Raw genomic sequence first — 16,529 nt, 5'->3', positions numbered from 1 at the left:
CGAAGGCGTCGATGCAGGTCTGGAAGAAGGCGGCGTTGTCGTTGTGGATGGTGCCGAGTGAGACGAGGACCAGGGGGCGGTCGCTCGCGCCGTCGCCCCCGCGGGCCCACTCGCCGTCGAACCGGCGCTCCGACCAGCACGGCCCGACGAAGTGGAAGTCCTCTCCGAACGTCTCGCCCTTGAACTGGAACTCGCGCGGTATGTAGACGATGGCCGGCCCCGACTCGCTGCTCCCGAAGAACTCCTGGGCAGAGCACTCCACTCCGATGTCCGCCAGCATCGCGCCGATCTCCTCGTATACGGCGTTGAGCCCCGGGTGGTCGGGCTCGAACTCCGCGTACTCGCCGTCCGAGCCGAGTGACCAGTGCTCGTTCGCCGCCAGTGTCGGGATGCTGCGTACGGCGGGTATGCCCCAGTTCTCCGCGAGGAGTCGGCCCGTCCAGCCGGAGAGCCCGTCGTAGATCAGGACGTCGGGACGGTCGTCGGCGAAGGCCCGTTGCAGCTGGGGGTAAAGCGCCACGGTCTCCTGGACCAGTCCGCGGAGGACCTGGACGAAGTCGCCCGTCGTGAAACGGTCGTTGTTCTCCAAGTCCGTCATGGTGGACCGGAACCTCCCCATCACGGACTCGTAGGGAACCAGCGTGGCACCGGCCTTCTCGACCTCGGCGCCCTGGCTCGCGGTCACCGCGTAGCTGACGCGGTGACCGCGAGCCACGAGTTCCGCGACGATCCCCGCCGTCGGATTGACGTGGCCGGTGCCAGGAATATTGAAGAAGGCGATATGGGACATCGAACCACCGCTTTTCCGGACGGGCAGAAATGTGATCGGAAGCGCACCGTAGCAAATGACCCGGCCTGTTCGGTACGTGAAAGTGGGCGCAAGTGCAGGGAGGGGGCGATGGTTGAGGCCCCGTCTCGAACCCGGGTGTGAGGTGAGGTGGTCGACTCATACCGGCAGGGTGGCTGGGAAACCAGTTAGGGGGCTGAAGAATTCGAGGGCGTGCCTCGGACACGATGGCGTCGGCTGTCCGGTTCCACGGCAGTCCTGCTGGTTCTTCGGATCCGGCAGAATTAATTCACTATTCAAGGAGGCACCCCATGCCCGTCGCCGAGCTGCTCGCCGATGACCTTCTCGAGCTGGACGCGCTGACCGAGGACGACCTCCTCGTCGAGGCCGACGACAAGGAAGCCCAGGCTGTCCTGTGTGCTTGCTGCTGCTCCTGGTGCGGTTGCTGAGCATCGGTCTGATGGACGTCTCCCGGGAGGCTTCGGCCTCCCGGGAGGTGCAACGAGGTCGGAGTGCGACATGCCAAATGAAGAAAATTGGGGAATGCCTTCGATGAAGGTTCCCCCTGTCGGGATGAAGCGACTTCTCCTGATCGGAACCGGATCATCCAATGTCGCGTTCCTTCCTCTCTGGGTCAACTGGTTCCAGGTAAGTTACCCGGATGTGGAAATGCGCATTGTTCTCACCCGGTCCGCGCAGCGGTTCGTGACGCGTGAAGGGCTTTCCGTCCTCACGAATCGCCTCGTGTTCGAGGATTCCTGGTCCGAGGAGCCGCAATCACGCAAACTCCACGTGGAGCTGGCCGGCTGGCCGGACGCGATCGCCGTTTATCCGGCCGGAATGCATTTCATCGCGCGACTGGCACAAGGCCTCGCGGACACCCCCGCGACCATGGCTCTCCAGTGCACGCAGGCCCCCATCGCGCTCGCCGCGGCGCTGCCGCCCGGGGGCTGGGAGAGCGCCGCGATGCGGGATCACCGGGCCCGCCTGGCGGACCGCGAGAACGTCGTGCTTCAGCCGCCGGTCATAGGGCTCAGCATGACGACGGGCCGCAACGACGGGAACCAGCCCGAAACGCTACCCAACCTCCTGCGGAGCCTCGAAGAACTGCGCGCACGGCGTGCCGCCGGGCACGAGCGGCCGCGAGAGGACTCCGGGGCGATGCGTGGTGGCGATGTCGCCTGACGAACGCGCGGCAGGACACCGGCAGGGTGATGGCCGCCACGTGGCGATCGTCACCGCCGCTGCCCACAGCCACATCAGCCCGCTGCTGGGCACGGTCTCCGAGCTGGTGAGCCGGGGCGTTCGGGTCAGCTACGCCACCACGGAGCGGTTCGCACCGCTCGTGGAGGCGGCGGGGGCCACGGCCGTGGTCTTCCGGTCGTCCCTGCCCGCGGACCCGGCCCATTGGCCGACCGACGTCCGGCGGTTGCCGCTCCTCTACCTCGCCGACGCCCGAGCGGTACTGCCCCTTCTGGAGGCGCACTTCGGCGGCGACCGCCCAGATCTCGTCCTCACCGAGGATCCGGCGGGCGCCGGGAGCGTGCTTGCCGCGAAGTGGGGCATCCCGTCGATGCAGGTGTGGACGTACCTCGCCGCCCGCCGGCACTGGTCCCTCGCCGCACCGGATGCGCCCGGCGCCAACCCCGTTGCCGGGGAGTTCCTGTCCGGGCTCGCCTCGTTCCTGGCCGAAGAGGGCATCCGGACCGAGGTGAGCGCACACCTGGACGCGGCCCTCTCGGGAGGGCTCGTCCTGGTCCCGCGCTCCTTCCAGCCGGACGGTGACGGCTTTGGCGAGTCGTACACCTTCGCTGGGCCGGCCCTCCCGCCCGCACCGGACTCCTCGCGGTGGGCACCGCCAGCAGGCGGTGCCCCGGTCGCACTGGTCACCCTGGGCTCCCTCGACCACGGCCACCCGGAGTTCTTCGCCACCGCGGCGGAGGCGTTCGCCGGTCTCGACTGGCACCTGGTGATGGCGATCGGCGACCGCACCGACCCCGCCGCGCTCTCCACGCTGCCCCCGAACGTGGAAGCGCACCGCTGGGTTCCGCTGCGGGCCGTCATGGCGCACGCCTCGCTGGTCATCCACCACGGGGGAATGGCCACGACGATGGAGAGCCTGCACCACGGCGTGCCGTCCTTGGTCGTTCCGCGGCTCCGGGAGCAGGCCGACACCGCCAGGCGGGTGCGGGAGCTCGGGCTCGGCACGGCGATCCCCCTCCGATCGGTCACGGCCGACCTCCTGCGCAGGTCGGCGCTCGCCGTGCACGCCCACGACGGCGTACGCCGCCGGGTGCACGCGATGCGCGACGAGATCCGGAGCCTTGGCGGAGCGGGGGCAGCGGCCGGCGCCGTAGTGCGACGGCTCCCGGCGGCGGCATGACGAGGGAAGTCATCGGCCGGGGCTTCCTCGCGGAGTACCTCCGTCAGCACCTCCCCCCAGACGCGTCGGCGACCATCCTGGCCGCCGGTGTCTCGGACACATCGGAGACATCACCAGAGCGGTTCCGCCGCGAGGCCGCGATGGTGTCCGAGACCGCACTGCGGTGCAGAGAGGGTGGTCGGCTGCTGGTGTTCCTCTCCTCTGCGGCCACTGGGCTCTACGGAAGGGAGGGTGAGGGCCGTGAAGACTCCCGGGTGGCCCCTGTCTCCCCGTACGGGCGGCACAAGTTGGCCATGGAGCGGCTCGTGGCCAACTCCGGGGCGCACTGGCTGACGCTCAGGCTCAGCCACGTTGTCGGCCCGCGCCAGAACCCGGCGCAGTTGTTCCCCTCCCTTCTCCGCCAGATCCACTCGGGCACGGTCATGGTGCACCGCGGGGCCCGCCGAGACTTGATGGGCGTGCATCATTTCGCCACGGTGCTCGACCGGTTGCTCGCTCTGGGTGTGCGCGACCGTACCGTCAATGTGGCTTCCGGGACGGCCTTTCCTGTCGACCAGATCGTCACGGCCCTTGAGTCGGAGATGGGCAGATCCGCGAACCGGACTTTTTTGGATGTGCCGTCCGAGACCCTGCGCATCTCCAACCAGCTCATGCGGGCTCTAGTCCCCGAAGTAGCTGATTTCGGGTTCGGCCCCCGATACCTGGACAGCTTGGTCGGCCGCTACGTAGGACGCCAGGCGGGTGGGTACGTTGAGAAGTCCCCCACACGGACATGGTGACTGGCGGGACAGTAGCGGCCAGAGCGAGGCGTGTAGGCGGAGTTGGGCCAGGGCGCCCGCTGGGGCGGATAGGCCGGTCCGGCGGTGTCTGCAGGCTGCCTTGTCCGGCGAGGCGGGGAGGGCCGCTGCGAGCCAGCGTCGCGCTTTCCGTACACAGCGCCCATGGAGCACACCACTCACGCCAGGGAGCCCGGTTCACAAGTCCCTGATCTGTGACTCTCCTTCACCTGTTTTGGCTCGATCTGTTCCTTGGGACCCACCGTGTCGAGTGCGTCGCGATCCTTGAGCCTGCCGACAAGAGCAGCTGACCTGGGGCTTTGCCGAGCGTGCGTCACATGCGCCCCGGGCGGCATGGACTCGACTCGCGTGCGTACGGCGCTCACGTGCTCCGCTGGTCGGGTGGCTGTAGTCATGTCGCTGCCTGCGTTTCGAAGTATCCGAAGCGGTACGCCTCGGCGTACTGGATACGGGCTTCTTCCACCGCGGCTTCCCGCAGGACGCACTTCTGGCGCGCCGCCTCGATCTTGTCGAGGCGTCTGCGGTCGGCGGTTTCGCCGCGATCAGGTGGCGAGGGAACTGCCCAGGGCGGGGAGTACGGGGCCTGCGGCGAGTCCGAGGCCCACGGAGATCAGGGTGGCCGTGTAGGCAACGCCCCGAGCCGAGCGGTCGCTATCGGTGAGAGCCGTACCGTCACCCGGCGAGACGGCAGGGGCGATCCAGCGCAGGTAGTAGAAGAGGGAGGCGACGGTGTTGACGGCGGCCAGGATCGTGAGCCAGGTGTAGCCGCCGTCGATGGCGGCGCTGAACGCCTCCAGTTTGCCGACGAACACGGCGGTCGGCGGTGTGCCGACGAGGCCGAGGAGGCAGATGACGAGGCTGGCGGAGAGGAGCGGTCGTCGCCGCGCGAGGCCGCGGTAGTCGGCGAGCCGGGTGGCCCGGGGGAGGGCGCAGACCACGGCGAAGGCGCCCAGGTTCGTGACGGCGTACGCGGCCAGGTAGTACAGCAGGGCGGGCTGGGCGAGGTCCGACCGCCCGGTGACGGCAACGGGCAGCAGCAGGTATCCGACCTGGCTGATGGTCGAGTACGCGAGGAGCCGTTTGACGTCGTCCTGGAAGAAGGCGGCGAGATTGCCCAGTGTCATCGACGCGGCGGCGATCACCGCGATGACCTCGGGCCACGGCATGCCGCTGTCGGCGAGAACCGCCTGGCCGAGCCGCAGCAGGGCAGCCAGGGCGCCGATCTTCGGGATCGTGGTCAGGAAGGCCGCCACCGGCGCCGTACTGCCCTGCACCGTGTCCGGCACCCAGAAGTGGGCGGGCACGGCACCGGCCTTGAACAGCACGCCGGCCAGGAGCCCGACGGCCCCCGCCGCGACGAGCCCCTCGGGCGCCTCGGAGAGCGTGGGCCCGAGCGATGGGTAGCCGGTCGCCCGCCCTGCGGCGTAGAGGACGGTGATGCCGCCAAGCATCAGTACGCCGAGCAGCGCGCCGATCACGTAGTACTTGAGCGCGGCCTCGGTACCCGGGCCGTCCTTCCGGAAGCCGGCGAGCGTGTACGCGGGGATGCTCGTCAGCAGGTACCCGGCGGCGAGTAGCAGCAGGTCCTGGGTGCCGGCCATGACGAGCGCGCCGAGGGCTGAGAGCTGGACGAGGACGTATGTCTCGCTCTCACGTGGGTGCGCGTGGAACTGCCTCGCGAAGAGGGCGAGGACGAGCAGGACGGCGCCGAGGACGACGATTCGGGACGTGCTGGTCACCGGATCGACGGTGAAAGCCTCGCCGAACGCGGTCACGTCGGGGTGTGCCGCCGCGACGGCCGCCGCCACGATCCCCGCGCCTGCGGCCGCCGCCGCGAGAAGCCCCACCAGCCACTGCCTGCGACGCGGCAGCCAGGCAGCGAGGAGCAGCCCGAACACGGCCGAGGCGGCGAGCAGCACCTCGGGAAGGATGTCGAGCGGGTTCTCGTTCATCTCGCTCATGACGTTCATCGGGCGAGCTGCTCCAGGACCTCGCGGGAGGCCGGTTCGACGACGTCGAGGAGGAAGCGCGGGGCCACACCGAGGACCACGGTCAGGACGAGAAGTGGGACGATGCCCGCGTACTCGTGGGCTCGCAGGTCCGGGAACACGCGTGGCGTACCAGGTGCGTCCGGCAGTCGCAGCGGCCCCATGAGAATTTGCCGCAGCGCGCGCAGGAACAGCCCGGCAGTGAGCAGGATGCCGAGAACGGACAAGGCGGTGGCGAGCGGCCTCGGCCCGAGCGAGCCGGTGAAGATCTGGAACTCCGCGATGAAGCCGGAGAAGCCGGGCAGCCCGAGCGAAGCGAAAGCCGCCGCGCCGGTGAGGGCCGCGAAGACAGGGGCGGTGGCGGCGAGACCGCCGTACGCGCTCATGTCGTACGTCCGCCCCCGCTCGTACATCACACCCGCGAGGAGGAACAGCGCACCGGTGATCAGGCCGTGGCTGACCATTTGGGTGACCGAGCCGGTGATCGCGAGGGAGCGGGCCTGAGCGGAGGTGTCGGCGGTCGCGGCGGCCGCGCCGACAGCCAGGATGATGTAGCCCATGTGGTTGACGGAGGTGTACGCCACCATCCGCTTGAAGTCGGTCTGGGCGAGTGCCACCAGGGCGCCGTGGAGGACGGACACGACACCGATGACGACGATCACGATCGCGTACCGGCGCCAGGCGTCCGGCAGCAGGGGCATGGCGATGCGCAGGAACCCGTACGTCCCCATCTTCAGGAGCACCCCGGCGAGGATCGCGGATCCGGCCGCTGGCGCTTCGGTGTGGGCCGGCGGAAGCCAGGTGTGGAAGGGGACCGTCGGCGTCTTCACGGCGAGTCCGATCACCACGGCGAGCAGGACGAGTGCGGCGTAGGCGGACCGGCCGGCGAGAGGGTTCTGCCGGGTCAGATCGACGATGTCGAAGGTGTGCGGGGTGGAGGCCAGGTAGAGGCCGATGAAACCGAGGAGCAGTGCCAGCGAACCGATGAACGTGTAGAGGAAGAACTTCAGCGCTGCCCGCTTCGCGTCGCGGTGGCCCCACCCCGCGATGATGAAGAACATCGCCACGATCGACAGGTCGAAGAAGACGAAGAACAGGATCAGGTCGAGGGACACGAACAGCCCGAGACACGTGGTCTGGAGGAAGAGGAAGAGCGCGGCGAACTCCCGGAAGCGTCGGTTCTCGCGGAGCGAATACAGCGCGCAGGCGAGGAACAGCACGCAGGTGAGCGCGAGTAGCGGCAGTGACAGGCCGTCGACGCCGACGTGGTAACCGACGCCCGCGCTGGGGATCCAGCGGGCCCGCAGCTCGTACTGGATGCCGCCCCCGGTCCGGTAACCGGCCCAGATGGCGACGACCAGAGCGAGTTCGGCGCTGGCCGTCGTGACCCAGACGGTGCGCAGTGCCTGGACGGGCATACGGGAGGGGAGCGCGAGGAGCAGTAGGGCGACCGCGGTCGGGGCGAAGACGAGGGCGGTGAGCAACGGGCTACCTCACGAGGACGAGCACGACGGCGACGACGGAGAAGGCGGCTACGGCCTGGGCGAGGTAATGGTGCAGCTGGCCTGTCTGCGGTCGGCGGGCCCAGGAGCCGAGCCGACGGGATGCGGTCGCGACGCCCTCGACCGCGCCGTCGACGGCGCCTTCGACGAACCGGTTCGTCCACCGGGCCAGCACCAGCGTGCCCCGGGCGGAAGCCAGTAGGGCGCGGTCCAGGACGTGGTCGTCGAGCGCGGCGGCGGCACGGGCGATCCGAAGGGTGGGGGAGACGAGGAGAAGGTGGGCGGCCCGTTCCAGCCCAAACCAGTTCGCGGTCTCCGCCTTCAGCGGGCCGGGCAGTGGGACGAGGCGGGCGCCCCGCCTCCAGGCGACGGCGGAGGCGGCGAGCGCGAGTGCGCCGGAGAGTGCGAACTCCCAGATCACCGGGGACGGTTGGCCTTGTGTGCCGAGGTATCTGCCGAGCGCGTCACGTACGGGCGGAAACGCCGCGGGCGTCAGAGCGATACAGGCGAGGGCCAGAAGCGTGAGCGGCGCGACCGTCCCCCGGGGGACGGGCCGCCCGTCAGTGATCCGCTGCCCGGTTCGGTCCCGCCCGAAGTCCCACACGAAGCGGAGGACCTTCACGCTGTATACGGCGGAGAGAACCGCTGCCGCGAGCCCGGTGGCGTAGAGCCGCGGACTGTCTTCAAGGGGCACGGCAAGCAAGACGTCCTTCGCGGCCCAGAGAGAGAGCGGGGGCAGCCCGGCGAGAGAGAGGGCGCCCACGGTGCAGAGCACGCCGACGGTTCGGTGCGCCCGGGCGGCCCCGCGCAGCTCAGGGAGCTGCTGCGTCCCCCACGCCGTCAGCCAGGCGCCGGCGACCAGGAAGAGCAGGCTCTTCGCGGCGGCGTGAGCCATCAGCTGCAGCACACCTCCCGTGGTCGCCCCCACACCGGCCGCCAGTACCATGAACCCGATCTGCGCGCAGGTAGAGGCGGCGAGCAGCTGCTTGAGGTCGGTCTGCGCGACGGCGACGACCCCGAGGACGACGGCGGTCGCCGCACCCACCCACGCGGCCGCGTCTGCGCCCCAGCCGGAGGCGTCGAGGAGTGGTCCGGTCCGCAGCAGCAGGTAGGCGCCGGCGACCACCATCGCCGCGGAGTGCAGAAGAGCCGACACAGGGCTTGGGCCCTGCATGGCCCGTGACAGCCAGAAGCTGAAGGGGAGTTGCGCGGACTTTCCGAACGCCGCGATCAGGAGCCCCGCCGTCACGAAGGACAGCCACGGCTCGTCGCTGTAGGCGAGGCCGTCGAGGGTGAGCGGGCCGGGTCCCGCCGCGAGGGCGGCGCCGGCCGCTAGATACAGGCCCAGGTCGGCGGCACGGGTCGTCAGGAAGGCGGTGCCGGCCGCGGCGGTACGTTCCGGCTCGCGCCACCAGTACCCGATCAGCGCCCAGGAGGTCGCGCCCATGACCTCCCAGCTCATGAGCAGCACCGGCAGGGTGGTGGCGGTGACGGTGACGAGCATGCTCCCCGAGAAGAGGAGCATCAGCCCGAAGAAGCGGGCCCGCGCGTCGTGGGCGCCGAACTCCGCCATGCTGAAAAGGAGTACGGCGAGGGTGACGGCGGTGACGGTGACGACGAGGACTCCGGAGAGGCCGTCCACCGCGATCCGGAAGGGAAGCCCCTCCATCAGGGGCGCCTCGACGGCCGGGTGCTGGAGAGAAGCCGTGATCGCGAGCCCCAGGGTCGCGACCGAGACGCCGACCGCGAGCAGCGGGGCCGCCCGGTCCGCGGGCCGCCCGGCCACAGCCAGCAGCGCACCGGCGCCCAGCGGCAGGCCGATCAGCGTCCACAGCGGAGCGCTCATTCCCTCAACTCCGCCGCCATGTCGGTCATGTCGATCTCACGGGAGCGGAACAGGGCCGTGACGACGGCGAACCCGATCGCCATCTCCACCGCCATGGCGGTGATGGCGACCACGATCAGGACCTGACCGTCGGCCGTGGCGGGCGCGATGTAGTGCCAGGCCGCGCCGGCGGCGAGGATCACCCCGCCCAGCATCAGCTCCAGGCCCATCATCAGCATCACGATCGACTGCTGCGTCAGCGCCCCGAAAAGCCCGACGCAGAACAGCGCGGCGGCCACGATCAGGAACAGCTCCAGGCTCATCGGCCCACCCCGCCCCGTACCGGGTCGTCGGGGCGGGGGGCCTGGAGCCTGTCACCGTACCGGTCGTACCGGCCGCGCTGGGTGGAGAGCACGACGGTCGCGACGATGGTCGCGAACAGCGCCATCCCCAGCGTCATCATGGTGAGCATCTGGGGTCCCATCAGGGACAGGCCCAGGTCCATGGTCGGATCGACGGGAGGCCGTCCGCTCCGGCGGGGCCAGGGGGCGAGCAGGATGCCGACGAGGAGCAGCACGAAGGACAGCGCGCAGATCGCCACCGCTCCCCGCTTGTTGTGAACCATCGTCATCGGCGTCAGCCCGGCCGGGTTCATCATGAACATGATCATGAAGACGGCCATGATGGCCATCTCGATCGTCATCATCAGCACGGTCACGATGCCCAGATAGTCCAGGCCCAGCACGATCAGCTCCCCGCCCACACACAGCAGCGCGGTGAGCAGCGAAAACGTGGCGCGCGCCATCGAGTCGAAACGGAAGACCATGACGCCGCTCGCCACGGCGAGCACCGCGAGGACCCAGAACGCCGAAGTCGTCATCGCTCCCTCACCGTCCGAGCACCACCACGGCCACCACGAGGGCCTGCGCCACCGCAAGAGGGGTCAGGACGACCCAAGCCAGCTCGACGTACCGCTCCATCCGTACGGTCGGCATCCTGCGGCGCACCCACAGCAGGAAGGCCAGCACGGCCACCGTCTTGACCACGGTCCAGGCCCAGCCCGGAAGCAGGGGGCCGTGTCCGCCGCCCAGGAACAGCGGTACGGCGAAGGCGGCGGCCACGACGATCAGCAGCCACCGTCCGCCGAGGAACAGCAAGCGGTCCACCCCGGACAGCTCGGCCGCCGCGCCGCCCGCCGCGTCCGCGCCCACCGGCTGGTCGAACGGTCCCCAGAAGGCCATGGCGAGCGCGCTGAGAAGGTAGATCCCGAACGCCGCCGGCATCCACACCGCGAACCAGAGCCCGGCCTGGGCGTCCACCACCGAGCCCACCCGCAGGGACTCCGCGCCGAGCGCCGCCGTCGTGATCGCCAGCATGTGCGGCAACTCGTAAGCGAGCCCCTGCGCCAGGAAACGGTAGCCGCCGACCAGCGACAGAGTCGAGTTCGGCCCCCAGCCCGTCAGCCACACGGCCGCCCAGGCCAGCGCCTCCATGGCGTTGAACCACACAATTCCGTCCGGCAGATCGGACAACGACCGGAAGCCGAAGGGAAGTACGACGGCGGCGAGGACGGCGGCCACCGGGAGCAGCGTCGTCCCCAGCCGTACGAGAGGGACGTCGGCGGCCCGCGTGATCCGCGGCTGCTTCACCAGCAGCCGCAGGACCTCGCGGCCTGCGCCCGTCGACCCCGCGTCGACGGTCGCAGTGACCCAGGCCGCCAATGCCAGCGCGAGAGGGACGACGAGGGCGGCCCAGAGGGGAGCGGACTCAACCATGACCATGGGCTCCCGGCACGTGCTGAGGGGCCAGTTCGTCGAGGTCGGGATCCAGGCTCGCCACGATGAGCCGGGCGCAGGCGTACTCGGTGCCTTCGAGCAGTTCGGGCAGCGCGTCCAGCAGGGCCTGGGACGGGGGAACCTGGGTGTCGAGGCGACCCCGAGGGCCGACCGGGTGATGGGCGGAGAGCGGGTCGCGGTCGTCGACGTGGCCGAGGGCCTGATCGAGCCCGTCCAGCCACGCGATCAGCCTCCCGTGCACGTCACCCCCCGGCTGCCTCCCGAATCGTTCGCCAACTCCCGCCGTGAGCCAGCGCAGTGTCCACGACCTGCGTACGCGCCGGGCCAAAGGGCAGACGAGCAACTGGAGTTCCGCTCCGGGGGCACCGTCGAGCGTGCGATCGCGGGCGACGCGTGCTCTAGTCGCCGACTCCCTCCAGCCGGCGACACCGAGGAGTCTGCCGAGGCTGTCGAGGTGTGCCGCACATCGCCGCCGAGCGGCCTCGCCGACCGTCACCGGATCACCGGTCATGGCCCTGAGCCACGGCTCGTTCCAGAACGCAGGCCCGGATGGGGAAGGCGCGGGCACGGTTTCAACCTCCGCGCGCTGTACGACGTCGCCCTGGAGTTCGAGGTGCAGCACCAGTCCCGCCGGCCAGTCCGGGAGCGCGGGCCCGAGCGGCACGTGGAGCCGGTCAAGCCTCAATCCGTCCCGGTCGTCGGCCCTCTCGGCCAGGGGAAGGCCGGCGATGGTGCCCATGTGGTGGCCGTGGTCGCCATGTCCCATCTGGTCATGCCCCGTGGCGTCATGAGACATGTGGGGGTGGTCCGTGCCGCCGCCGTCGGCCATGTGCCCAGGTGCCTGACGTGGGTCATGCCCCGTGTGATTACCGCCCCCGTGATGGCCACCAGGGCCGTCGTGTCCACCATGCTGCTCGTGGTTGTCGTGCCCGGCGCGGTGCTGCGGCGCCGGGGCGTGACCCTGCCGGTGATCGGTGTGCTCCATGTGCCGGGCAGGCTGGGCGACTGCCTCCAGGAGTGCGGCGTGCACGTGGTCAAGCGCATGCGCCGCCTGCTCGGCACCGGTGATGGTGACCAGCGCCTTCGGGCCCGGTACGCCCTGCCACAGCCGCTCCGCCCAGTCACCCTCGCGAACAGGAAGCGGGGCGCCCGCGAAGACCACCAGGTCCGCGGATGCGGGACCGGCGGCCTGGGGCCACGCCCTGCGGGCGAGCTCCGCCTCGACGGCCAGCCTTTCGCGCGTAGCGCCCCGACTGGGCGCGATCAGCACGGCCGGCCGGGCCAAGGCCATCTTGCCGATGCCCGCCCTCAGGTCCATCGGAAGGCCCCTTCACGCCAGGCGTAGCCGACGCCGGCGAGCAGGATGCCGAGGAACAGGAACATCTCGACGACTGCCGCAGTGCCGATCTCCGGAACGACCTTCGTCCACGGGTACATGAAGAGCATTTCCATATCGAACGCGAGGAAGATCATCGTCACGGGGTACCAGCGCACGTGGAAGCGCGATACCGGATGCTCCCGGGGTTCGAGGCCGCCGCTGAACGGGCCGGTGTGCAGCGGCTCTCGGATGGTGCGGACGACGGCCCCGAAACAATGCAGGAGGAACACGCCGGTCAGGACGACCGCGAGGAGAGAAGCGACGGGCCCCCATCGCGCGGTTTCCACGTGCTCCCCCTTCCCGACGGGTGGACCGCTTCGACCCACCATCGGCAGGCAGCATCTCAGCGACCGATCCGCGAAAGTCGGAGCAACACGTACGAAGGTGAAATTTCGGTCTTGATTGTGTGAGGAGGCGGCGACGGACACGAGCTGACCGCGAGGAGGTCTCCGCGTCCTGAGTGCGAAGGCGGTGAACGAGACGACTCTCCCCAGCGGGACGAGGATCGCCGCGTGTGCAGGTAAGTCCTCGAAGTGCTGGAGCCCGCCGCTGAGCATGCCGATGCCGAACGACAACAGGAGAGAGGCGCCGATCACCACGAGCCCGCGGGCGAGCGGCGGCCGTCCCTGGCCGGCAGGAACTCGTCGACGAGCGTGGCGACGAGGAAGACGAGGACGCCGACGACTGCCACGACGGTGTCGTGAGGTGCGGGTCCGCCGGTGAGCAGAGACGCGGTTACGTTCCATGGTGCGGTGGGCGCGTGGCAGCCGGCCCCTCCGCCGAGTGGGCGGAAGCGGCGCAGGAACGCGCGAGGGGGCAGGCCCGAAGCGTGGCCGGTCGGCGAGACGGCGCTCCGGACGTGAAGAAGTGACCTGGCGGTGAGCCAAGTGGGAGGGGACTGGGCCCGAGGGGCCGACTGCCGCCCCCTTGGCCTACTACATGCGCAGAACGGCCGATGTGGGGCAGGATCCCACTGCGGGAAGAACCGTCACCGCAGCCTTGCTGGTGCCGACGAGAACGGCCTCCGCGTCAAGCGGGGGCACCGGCGGCGGAAGGATGCCGAACCCTGCGGGCGGCTGCCCGGTCGCACAGTCCTGGACGACGTGCGCCGAGTCCTCATCGGTGCCGTGGTCGTGGAAGGACGCCTGGATCCGATCGTGCACATGACCGATGGGGACGGCGGCGACACTCCCCGGTGCCGTATGCCCGGCGTTGCTGTCGGCATGGAGGCCGTGGGCGTACGGGAGCCCGAAGATCAGCGCTCCGAGCCACAGCAGTCGCGACCACGGCGGAACCAGAGAGCGCGTGCGGCGCTTGCTCACGCCTCAGGTTCCGTGACCACGGCGCGATCATGGCCAGCCCGGGTGACGCGGCTGGACCGGGGCGCCGGCCCGTTCCGTCAGACGCCGGGCGGGCAGGCCACCAGCAGCGGCAGGAGCGGGATGGCCAGGGTCACGGAGGCCACCGAGCCGCAGAGAGCCGGGTGAGGGGCCCGACGCGGGCCGAGGATGCGCTCGATGCGGAGGAGGACCGTCGAGCCGCCCGCGCCGTACGCGGCCTTCGGAGCCCGGCCGGCGGCCATTTCGTACATCGCGGTCGCCAGAACCACGTGGGAATGGCTTCGCAGGGCGCGGTCGTCCGCGATCATCTCAAGCAGCACAGCCATCTCATCGCGTCCCCGGCGGGCGAGCGGCACCCAGGGAAAGACGGTGGCGAAGGCCTGAGCAGCGGCGATCAGCAGGTGATGGCGGCCGGCGATGTGCGCCCGCTCGTGCTCCAGGACGGCGTCGAGCTGATCCTCCGTGAGTAGCCGCACGGCAGCCTCGCTCACGACGATGCGGGAACGGAGACCCGGGAGGCAGTACGCGGCGGGGGTGCCGTGTGGCAGGACCGTGGCGTGCAGGCGGTCGGAGCGTACCCCCACCTTGTCGAGCCGGTCGCGGTGCCGGGCGCGCACGATTCCGGCCCGGGCGACGTGGAAGAGGAAAGCGCCGCCGAAGGCGGTGACAACCGCGAGGGGCGTCGCCAAGGCCAGCCGGTCGGCTGTCGTCGGGTTCGGGTCCGGAGTTCCCGCATCCAGTCCGCAGGCATGCAGTAGCCCTACGAGTCCCGCGTGCAGGTGCTCGGTGGGCATGGCCAACTGGGCCGCGGCGAGCGCGGTCGCGAGGGTGAACGACAGCATGAGGGCGAACCACACGGCTGCCGCGAGCGCCGGTGCCCGGTGTGGCCATGCGCTGCGCACCAACAGACGTGGGGCAGCGACGCCCACGACGGCCGCGTACCCCAGGAGAGCAGGGGCCGCGTTCACTCCTTCGCCCGTCGTCCGACGTCTCGAAGGGCCTTGCGGAGCGCTGTGATCTCGTCGGCGTCGAGGTTCTCCACGAACTGGACGAGGGCCGCGGGCCGGTCCTCACTGGCTTCCAGGCCGTCCTCCATGAGCGCGGCCGAGTACGCCTCACGGGTCGCGACGGCCTTGTACCGCCAGACCCGGCCGTCTCTGGCGCGTGTCAGATGGCCCTTGTTGAAGAGGATGCTGGTTACCGTCGTCACGGTCGTGTAGGCGACATCGCGATGGAGGTTGATGTCGTTGACGACCTCACGCACGGTGGCGGGGCGGTTCCATCTCCAGAAGCGGTCCATGATCTCCGCTTCGAGCTCCCCCAGCCGGCGCATGGCCCGTGTCCTCTCCGCTGATCCCGCGTTCGAATTCATAGTAGACGGGCAGCTCAGGGGACGGTCCCGCACGGATGGAGCGGCTGTTGTCACGGGGCCGAGGCCCAGTTCAGGCCGTCTGAGTGATGGAGCTGTGGGCACTCGCGGGCACTTTGCGTAACCTCGCTACCAGAAGGGCACCGACAGCTACTCCGCCACCGCTTCGCCGGTCGCGGTGCGAAGGGGTGCTGGATGTCGATGACGAGTCGCCGTGATCTGCTGGCGAGTACTGCGGGAGCGGCCGGTCACTACGCCCGATGGGCGGGTTGACTGGGACGCCTTGCGGGCGCAGTTCCGTCTGGAGCCGGGATGGGCGAACCTCGCGCTGTTCTACCTGGCCTCGCATCCGAGGGCGGTGCGGGAAGCAGTGGATCATCTGAGTGCTCAGGTCGACGCCAATCCTCTGGTGGTGCCCGCGGGGCTGGCGCTGCCCGACGGTCCGACTGGATGGCCCCGGGTACGCCAGGCGCTCGCCGCCTGTCTGGGAGGCCGGGCCGAGGAGATCGCGATGACGGCGAGCACGAGTATCGGGCTGGGTGTCGTCTACAACGGCGTCGTGACCCGTCCGGGGCAAGAGTTTCTGCTGACGGAGCTCGACCACAACTCCCATCGCACCGCCGCCCGACTGGCCGCCGAAAAGCACGGCAACACGGTGCGGCTGGCCTCCTGGTTCGCCGATTCGGCCACCGCGACGGCGCAAGGCATCGCAGCGTCGGTCGGCGAGGCGATCCGGCCGAACACCAGAGTCGTCGGGATCACCTGGGTGCAGTCCAGCACGGGGCTTCGGATGCCGGTGCGGGCGGTGGCCGACGTGGTGCGCCGGGCCAATGAAGGGCGCAGTCCTGCCGACCGGTGCCTGCTGGTCGTCGACGGCGTGCACGGGCTGGCGGCAGTGGACGAGGACGCCGCCGGCCTGGGCGCGGACGTGGTGATCGCCGGAACGCACAAATGGCTGTTCGGCCCCAGGGGGACGGGGCTGATCTGGGTGGCGCCGGACACCCTCGACCAGCTGCGGCCCACGTTCGTGAGCTTCATCGGGAGCGGCGGAACAGCGGCCCTGTCACCCGGAGGGTTCCTGGCGTTCGAGCACGCCTTCGCCCTGCCCGTGGCGGTGGCGTTGCACGAGCAGCTGGGCCGAGCACGCGTCGCCGCCCGCGTCACACAGCTGTCGACCCGGGTGAAACAAGGACTGTGGCTTTGTTCGCGAGATCCGGCAGCGGATGTTCACCAGTTTCGACAGCGCGCTTCGGACTCGCAGATTCGAACAGCCAGGTGCTGCTTCCCGCAGCGCGAGTGACCGGCTTGGCTGGGATTGAGGACAGTGACCGTCCTCAATCCGTCCTACGGTCGGTCTGGGTCGC

Annotated in this window: 16 protein-coding genes and 1 pseudogene; 5 read left to right on the top strand and 12 right to left on the bottom strand. The window is 69.9% G+C overall.

Features of this window, described 5'->3' with window-relative positions:
- Positions 1–790: pseudogene (locus CIB93_RS26085) on the bottom strand (glycosyltransferase); the annotation flags it as partial.
- A 308-nt stretch (positions 791–1,098) separates the two neighbouring features.
- On the opposite strand from CIB93_RS26085, the gene CIB93_RS38105 reads away from it, so the two are divergent.
- From CIB93_RS38105 to CIB93_RS26070, 4 genes are all read left to right on the top strand, one after another.
- A complete protein-coding gene (locus CIB93_RS38105; protein WP_179500251.1) occupies positions 1,099–1,236 on the top strand; it encodes a hypothetical protein in 138 nt (45 codons plus the stop codon).
- Positions 1,237–1,330: 94 nt separating this feature from the next.
- Positions 1,331–1,972 (top strand): flavoprotein, encoded by a 642-nt coding sequence (locus tag CIB93_RS26080; RefSeq protein ID WP_257002364.1) that lies wholly within the window; start codon positions 1,331–1,333, stop codon positions 1,970–1,972.
- Between the two features lie 40 nt (positions 1,973–2,012).
- Positions 2,013–3,170: a macrolide family glycosyltransferase gene (locus tag CIB93_RS26075; protein WP_179500250.1), complete on the top strand. Its 1,158-nt coding sequence runs from the start codon at positions 2,013–2,015 to the stop codon at positions 3,168–3,170.
- On the top strand, positions 3,167–3,949 hold the full coding sequence (locus tag CIB93_RS26070) for an NAD(P)-dependent oxidoreductase (RefSeq protein WP_096630302.1): 783 nt from the start codon (positions 3,167–3,169) through the stop codon (positions 3,947–3,949). The genes CIB93_RS26075 and CIB93_RS26070 overlap by 4 nt, the downstream gene beginning before the upstream one ends.
- A 560-nt stretch (positions 3,950–4,509) precedes the next feature.
- Here CIB93_RS26070 and CIB93_RS26065 read toward each other — a convergent pair.
- The 11 genes from CIB93_RS26065 to CIB93_RS26015 form a co-directional block, all read right to left on the bottom strand.
- Positions 4,510–5,928 (bottom strand): NADH-quinone oxidoreductase subunit N, encoded by a 1,419-nt coding sequence (locus tag CIB93_RS26065; protein WP_096630318.1) that lies wholly within the window; start codon positions 5,926–5,928, stop codon positions 4,510–4,512.
- 5 nt (positions 5,929–5,933) lie between these two features.
- A complete protein-coding gene (locus CIB93_RS26060) occupies positions 5,934–7,439 on the bottom strand; it encodes a NuoM family protein (protein ID WP_096630301.1) in 1,506 nt (501 codons plus the stop codon).
- Positions 7,440–7,443: 4 nt separating this feature from the next.
- The gene (locus tag CIB93_RS26055) at positions 7,444–9,303 is read right to left on the bottom strand and encodes an NADH-quinone oxidoreductase subunit L (RefSeq protein ID WP_096630299.1); all 1,860 of its coding nucleotides are present in this window, start codon (positions 9,301–9,303) and stop codon (positions 7,444–7,446) included.
- Positions 9,300–9,605, bottom strand: a complete 306-nt coding sequence (locus CIB93_RS26050) for an NADH-quinone oxidoreductase subunit K (RefSeq protein WP_096630298.1) — start codon at positions 9,603–9,605, stop codon at positions 9,300–9,302. The genes CIB93_RS26055 and CIB93_RS26050 overlap by 4 nt, the downstream gene beginning before the upstream one ends.
- The gene (locus tag CIB93_RS26045; protein ID WP_096630296.1) at positions 9,602–10,162 is read right to left on the bottom strand and encodes an NADH-quinone oxidoreductase subunit J; all 561 of its coding nucleotides are present in this window, start codon (positions 10,160–10,162) and stop codon (positions 9,602–9,604) included. The genes CIB93_RS26050 and CIB93_RS26045 overlap by 4 nt, the downstream gene beginning before the upstream one ends.
- Before the next feature lie 7 nt (positions 10,163–10,169).
- Positions 10,170–11,057 carry an NADH-quinone oxidoreductase subunit H gene (locus CIB93_RS26040; RefSeq protein ID WP_096630295.1) on the bottom strand — a complete coding sequence of 296 codons (888 nt, stop codon included), beginning with the start codon at positions 11,055–11,057 and terminating at the stop codon, positions 10,170–10,172.
- Positions 11,050–12,396, bottom strand: coding sequence for a hypothetical protein (locus tag CIB93_RS26035; protein ID WP_096630293.1), 1,347 nt, complete (start codon positions 12,394–12,396; stop codon positions 11,050–11,052). Before CIB93_RS26035 ends, CIB93_RS26040 begins: the two co-directional genes overlap by 8 nt.
- The gene (locus tag CIB93_RS26030; protein ID WP_096630316.1) at positions 12,387–12,785 is read right to left on the bottom strand and encodes an NADH-quinone oxidoreductase subunit A; all 399 of its coding nucleotides are present in this window, start codon (positions 12,783–12,785) and stop codon (positions 12,387–12,389) included. Before CIB93_RS26030 ends, CIB93_RS26035 begins: the two co-directional genes overlap by 10 nt.
- A gap of 606 nt (positions 12,786–13,391) precedes the next feature.
- A complete protein-coding gene (locus CIB93_RS26025) occupies positions 13,392–13,778 on the bottom strand; it encodes a hypothetical protein (protein ID WP_096630292.1) in 387 nt (128 codons plus the stop codon).
- A 77-nt stretch (positions 13,779–13,855) separates the two neighbouring features.
- Positions 13,856–14,764 carry a M56 family metallopeptidase gene (locus tag CIB93_RS26020; RefSeq protein ID WP_096630290.1) on the bottom strand — a complete coding sequence of 303 codons (909 nt, stop codon included), beginning with the start codon at positions 14,762–14,764 and terminating at the stop codon, positions 13,856–13,858.
- Positions 14,761–15,129 carry a BlaI/MecI/CopY family transcriptional regulator gene (locus CIB93_RS26015; RefSeq protein ID WP_096630288.1) on the bottom strand — a complete coding sequence of 123 codons (369 nt, stop codon included), beginning with the start codon at positions 15,127–15,129 and terminating at the stop codon, positions 14,761–14,763. Before CIB93_RS26015 ends, CIB93_RS26020 begins: the two co-directional genes overlap by 4 nt.
- Positions 15,130–15,379: 250 nt before the next feature.
- Between CIB93_RS26015 and CIB93_RS26010 the strand changes: the two genes are divergently transcribed.
- On the top strand, positions 15,380–16,465 hold the full coding sequence (locus tag CIB93_RS26010; RefSeq protein ID WP_373558806.1) for an aminotransferase class V-fold PLP-dependent enzyme: 1,086 nt from the start codon (positions 15,380–15,382) through the stop codon (positions 16,463–16,465).
- Positions 16,466–16,529 lie beyond the last annotated feature (64 nt).

Origin of the sequence: Streptomyces sp. WZ.A104 (genome assembly GCF_002382885.1) — a bacterium.
Classification (GTDB): Bacteria; Actinomycetota; Actinomycetes; order Streptomycetales; family Streptomycetaceae; genus Streptomyces.
This window is presented reverse-complemented; position numbering and strand designations above follow the sequence as displayed.